This window comes from Camelimonas fluminis (assembly GCF_014656355.1).
GTDB classification, from domain to species: Bacteria; Pseudomonadota; Alphaproteobacteria; order Rhizobiales; family Beijerinckiaceae; genus Camelimonas; species Camelimonas fluminis.
This window is the reverse complement of the sequence record NZ_BNCG01000016.1, coordinates 1-5,435: the sequence shown is the minus strand read 5'-3', so window position 1 is coordinate 5,435 and position 5,435 is coordinate 1. Positions and strand designations below refer to the sequence as shown.

Annotated in this window: 3 protein-coding genes; 1 reads left to right on the top strand and 2 read right to left on the bottom strand. The window is 66.9% G+C overall.

What is annotated here, in order from left to right; all coding sequences use genetic code 11:
* Nucleotides 1-361: 361 nt before the first annotated feature.
* Nucleotides 362-1,528: a DNA-3-methyladenine glycosylase family protein gene (locus IE243_RS15470; protein ID WP_191320300.1), complete on the bottom strand. Its 1,167-nt coding sequence runs from the start codon at nucleotides 1,526-1,528 to the stop codon at nucleotides 362-364.
* Between the two features lie 281 nt (nucleotides 1,529-1,809).
* Here IE243_RS15470 and gluQRS point away from each other — a divergent pair, with 281 nt between their 5' ends.
* The gene (gluQRS, locus tag IE243_RS15465; RefSeq protein WP_191320299.1) at nucleotides 1,810-2,706 is read left to right on the top strand and encodes a tRNA glutamyl-Q(34) synthetase GluQRS; all 897 of its coding nucleotides are present in this window, start codon (nucleotides 1,810-1,812) and stop codon (nucleotides 2,704-2,706) included.
* Between the two features lie 20 nt (nucleotides 2,707-2,726).
* On the opposite strand, the gene IE243_RS15460 is transcribed toward gluQRS, so the two are convergent.
* Entirely contained in the window at nucleotides 2,727-4,805 is a 2,079-nt protein-coding gene (locus tag IE243_RS15460; protein WP_244643208.1) for a M23 family metallopeptidase, read from the bottom strand.
* Nucleotides 4,806-5,435: the final 630 nt, after the last annotated feature.

Genomic DNA, 5,435 nt, shown 5'->3' with positions numbered 1-5,435 from the left:
GCCACGGCGTCTCCATGACGCCGTGGCGCGGCGTCTGTCAGAAACACCACGCATGGAACGCGCGCCCCGCCCTCTCAACCGGCAGCGGCGGCAGCCAGAACCACCGCACAACAAGTTAATGAGATTGGCCCGCAGGCCGGCGCCTGGTAGCGGGGCGCGGCAAGATGCAGCAGGGCTGGCTCATGCGAAGGGGCTGCGCCCCGGGGGCGGCTCACGCCAGGTCGCGAAGATGCTGATGCGCCCGGCCTGCAAAGCGCGCATCAGTGTGGCGCATTTTGTTGCAGGGCATGCGCTCCGCCGCCTGGGTCCGACCAGAACCTGGTAAGCCAGGCGCTAAACCGGGCTCGTTTGGGGGGGGGCGTCAAAGCCGCTTTGCCAGAAATTGCTCCAGCCGGCTGGAGCCGCCGGCATCGAGACTGGCGAGCAGGCGTCGCCAGCGCGGCGTCAGTTCCGGGCGTCGCCGCGCCAGAATGTCCAGGGCGCCGAGCGCCGCCAGCCGGTCGGTCGGCCGATCGCCATTCTGGCCAGCGGCGATGCGCGACAGGGCTGTGAACAGCCGGCTGGCGCTGGCTGCATCGCCGGCCATCTGCCCCGCCATCCGCATCAACGCCCGGCGCAACGCTGGTTCGGTCTCGGTGGCGATCCGCCCGGCCAGCGCGCCGGCATGGTTGCTGTCAAAGGCGCCGTTGAGGGCTCCGCCCAGGGCCGCCGCGCCGGCGCGCCGCACGTCGGCATCTGCGGCGTGCAGGGCTTCGAGGATATCCGCCCACGCTGGCAGGCCAGGCGTTGCGCCGGCGTCAGGCTGTAGCAGCAACGCCAGAACAGCGCGGCGCTGGGGCCGCCAGGTCCTGTGCGGCCGGGCGCGGCTGGAACCGGCCAGTTCGGCGGGTGCGCTGATCACGCCCTCCCGTCCACGGGTGACGGCGTAAAAAGCCCACAACATCAACGCCGCCACGCCGCGATACGGGCTCCAGCGCCGGGCCAGGGCCGCCATCAACGCTTCATCAGGCCGGGCGTCCAGATGCAGGGCGAGGCGGGCCGCTTCCTGCAGGGCGAGATCGCCGGCGGGAAACACATCCGGATGGCCCAGGCAAAACAGCAGATAGATGTCGGCGGTCCACGGACCAATGCCTTTCACATCGACCAGCGCGGCGTGCGCCGCCTCGCCGCTCATGCCGGCGAGCGCGTCGAAATCCAGCCGGCCGCCGGCTGCGGCCCTGGCGACCGAAATCGTGGCCCTGATCTTGGGCTGCGACAGACCTGCGGCGACCAGGGTTTCTGGTGGCGTCGCCAGCAGCTGTTCCGGCGTGAATGGCGCCACGGAGGCGCGCAGCCGGGTGGTGATGGCCGCGGCGCTGGCCACGGACAGCTGCTGCGCCATGATGATGGCGATGAGGCCGCTGAAACCGCCGTCGCGTTTGCGCAAGGGCGGATTGACGCCAGCGGCGTGCATGTCGGCCATCACCGGATCCAGCGCCAGCAGGCCCTGCAGATTGGCCTGGAGGGCGGCTTCGGAATCGATCAGCATGCGCCGTTCCTGGATGTTGCGGCCCGGATTTCGGGGATCTCCATCAGGCTGGACCATCGTCAGGACGTTTTCAAGCGAGCGGGACGAGGCAGGGTCTGGCGGCTGGCCGCGATCATGCGCGGAATGCCGGGCCGCACGAATGCCTGAACGGGGAAGGGGCGGGCAGGTTGGCGCCCGTGCGGCGCTCCCTTACATCATGCGGCGCGGCGTTTTCGCTCTTTGCAGCATCGCCGATGCGGCGACGTCGTCACGGTCTGACGTGAATTGGGGACGGATCGGGAATGCAAGGCAGTGGAACACAGGGGGCGGCGGCTTTGCGACCGATGCTGCGCTTCGCGCCCAGCCCCAACGGTTTTCTGCATGTGGGGCACGCTTATTCAGCCCTGCTCAACGAGCGGCTGGCGCGCCAGCTGGGCGGCGGCCTGCTGTTACGCATCGAGGACATCGACGCCACGCGTTGCCGGCCCGAATTCGAAGACGCCCTGCTGGATGATCTTGCATGGCTCGGCGTGCGTTTCGACGGCGTCCCCCTTCGTCAGAGCGAACGCTTTGGCGTCTATGGCGCATACATCGGACGGCTGACCAGCGCAGGTCTGACCTATCGCTGCTTCTGCTCCCGGTCGGACATTGCCGCCGCCACCCGGGCAAGTGGCGAGACGCGACGCGATCCGGATGGCGCGTCGCTGTATCCGGGAACCTGCCGCTGCGGGGAGCAGGGTCCGGCGCCGGACCTGGCCGGGCGGCCATTCTCCCTGCGGCTCGACATGGCGAAGGCCGTGCAGCAGGCGACGGCGATAACCGGCGACGCGCCGCTGACCATGCCGTCCCTGGACGCCGCGCTGCACGCCGAAACCATCGCTGTCGACCCGCTGGCCTGGGGCGATGTCATCGTCGCCCGCAAGGAAACCCCGACCAGCTACCATGTTTCGGTCACGGTGGATGACGCTCTTCAGGGCGTCACTCATGTGGTGCGCGGTCGCGATCTGGAAGCGGCGACGGCGATCCACCGCCTGCTGCAGACCCTGTGGGGATTTCCCGCGCCGGCGTATCTGCATCACGATCTCATTCGCGATGCGTCGGGGGAGAAGCTGGCCAAAAGCCTGGGCTCGAAACCCCTGCGGCAATTGCGGGCGGAGGGCGTGACGCCGCAGGAACTGCGCGCCTCGCTCGGCTTCTGATCGCGTCGGGGCCCGTCGCGTCAGGGCCGCTGGGGTTGCGACGCCGGCGCGGCGGTCGCGACGCGCGGTCCGTCGGCCTTCTCCATCAACTCGTCGGTCTGCTGGCGCCGCCGCCGGAACTCGGCCAGGGCCGCGCCGTCAAGCTCGCCGCCGCGCGGCACCTTGATGCGCATCGGATTGACGAAACGACCGTTGATCAACACCTCGTAGTGCAGGTGCGGTCCGGTCGACAGCCCCGAACTTCCCAGATAGCCGATGACCTGGCCCTGGCGCACCCGTATCCCGGGCTTGATGCCCTTGGCGAAGGCCGACTGGTGCGAATAGGTCGTCACATAGCCGTTGGTGTGCTGGATTTCCGTGTGGCGGCCATAGCCCGAATGCCAGCCCGCCTGGGCGACCAGGCCGTCGCCCGCCGCCAGGATGGGCGTGCCCACCTTGTTGGCCCAGTCAACGCCCGTGTGCATCTTTGAATAACCGAGGATCGGGTGGTGCCGCATGCCAAAGCCGGAGCGCAGGATGCCTTCTGAAATCGGCTTGCGCAGCAGGAACTTCTTCAGGGATTTGCCGTCGCGATCGAAGTACTCGACTGTCCCGTCCGGTCCCTGATAGCGATAGACGCTGCGGGTCTCGCCATTGACCGTCAGTGAGGCGAACAGCATTTCCGGCGAGCCGCCTTCTTCGTCCTCGGCGAAAAACACCTCCAGCCGGTCGCCCGGCGAGATGTGCCGCTCCAGATCGAAGTCATAGGCAAAAATCCGGATCAGGTCGGCGACCATCTCACGGGTCAGTCCGTTCTTCAGGCCGGTTTCGTAGAGGCTGGCGTAGAGGCGGGGCGCGCCGCTGTCGCTGTTGTCGTCATCATCATCGCTCTGGGAGGCGCGCGCATTCTGCGTGGTCTCGTTCTCGGGCTCAATGGCGACGAAAACGCCCCTGTCGTCGAGCGCGGCGATCGCCTCGACCTTGTTGGCGCCGATCACCATGACCCGGACGATCTGGCGTCGCGTCGACGTCTGGCCGGCCGCAACAGGGGCTGGCGCCACCAGAATCCGCAGGCGGTTGCCTTCGCCAATGGCGCCAATGCGCATCTTCGCGGCGATCGCCCGCAGGATGCCGCGAATCTGTTCGTCGTCTGCGCCCCTGGCCCGCAACGCGGCTTCGAGCGTCTCGTCCTTTTTCAGGGTCACAAGTTCTTCGTCCGAAGCCTGGGCGGCGTCCTGCGTCGCCTTGGGCAACACCGTCAGATTTTCTGGAATGACGTGCACTTCGATGCGCGAGAAGGGCGCGTCCGAAGCCTGGCCGAAAGCCCCCCCTTCGACGCCGGCTTCACCGCCGCTGTCGAACTGGCGCAGACTGCGCGACAGCAGCAATTGGGGCGGCAACGGCAGACTCTGGGCGTTCACGGCAGGCTGCTTCGCCGCCATCGTGCGCAACTGCCGGATCTGGGCGGCTGCTTCGGATTCGGAAAGGCCTGAGGACGCAAAGGTTTCAGCACCGGTCAGGCTGGTTTTGACGAGAGAAACCTCAGCGTCAGCCACATCCGGCTCCGGCTGCGCCTCGCGTTCGGGCTCGGCGCTGTTGTCGGTGAACATCTGCAGCGGATTGAACTGCGGAATATCGGTGGCGTACTGGCCCGTCGACATGGCCAGCGGGCTGGCGACGCGGACGAAGTTGCGCACCTTGATGACTTCCATCGCGCCCACGCGCAGCGTCATCGGCGATTTGAAATTCTGCCGGGCGCCCGGGGTGATTTCGAAGCGGACAAGACGATCGGCGCGTCGGGTGGACACCACGGGAGCCTCGCCAGGCGTCCCGCTGGCGCGATAACTGGCGTTGACCATTTCTGGCGTGCGCAGCACCGAGGCGTCGCTTTCCAGTGAGACATAAATGGCGGAGCCGATCAGGGCGACACCGCTGACGCCGGTCAGAACCGCGCCCGAGAACCAGCGGGGGCTGACCGCGCGCCGGTCAACGCGCGGGGCTGAAATGCCGCCGGGATTGAGCGGCGGTTCATTGCCAATGTCGGGCGCCATGTGCAGACGCTCCGCCGGCCGGCGCTGGGGCGCGTCCATTGCTGGGTTGTCGGGCTTGTCGCGCACCATGCCTGTGTCAGTCTGCCCCTGCCGTGGATCCGGACGTCGCTTTCCAGGGAAATGCCTGAAGCGCCCGGAAACGGATTGAATACTCTTTGGTCCCGCCGTCACGTCGCCAGATCTGGTTGGCCCAGTCCGCGCGACAGCCTCTAGATAGCCTGCGGGCCGGGCGCGCGCTACCTCCGCGACCACCAACCCATGGGTCCAGAAGCAGGATGAACGTGGCTGATCCTGGGCGAGCGGCCCCGGACCGGCTGCATTGGCGCATCAGGAGCGCGTCGCGCGATCTGCGGAACCCGGCGGACCGGGGGGACCGCCTGTGGATGTTTGATTGAAAATGGTCGTGCGAACAACGACATAGTATCGAACAAAATTGAAGCAATCCGCCGCCATGCCGGGCGTTTTGCGGGGATTTTGAACTTTTTGCGAAGGCTGGCGTTGACAGTTGGGTGAGCGGGGTCCTATAAGCCGCTCATCAGCGACGGGGCGCGGCCCTGAAGCTTACCGGAGACTTCCCGAAAGTCAGGCGGAACGGACCGATCGAATGGTCGGGGTTTTCGCCTGTTTCGGGTTTGTTCATCTGGCGGTTGTCTGGTAATCTGGACGGCCTTGCTCTTTGACAATTGCATCGGAAAGAGA

Coding starts and splice junctions, on each gene's coding strand:
- IE243_RS15460 (WP_244643208.1), bottom strand. CDS start 4,805: ATGGTGCGCGACAAGCCCGACAACCCAGCAATGGACGCGCCCCAGCGC.
- IE243_RS15470 (WP_191320300.1), bottom strand. CDS start 1,528: ATGCTGATCGATTCCGAAGCCGCCCTCCAGGCCAATCTGCAGGGCCTG.
- gluQRS (WP_191320299.1), top strand. CDS start 1,810: ATGCAAGGCAGTGGAACACAGGGGGCGGCGGCTTTGCGACCGATGCTG.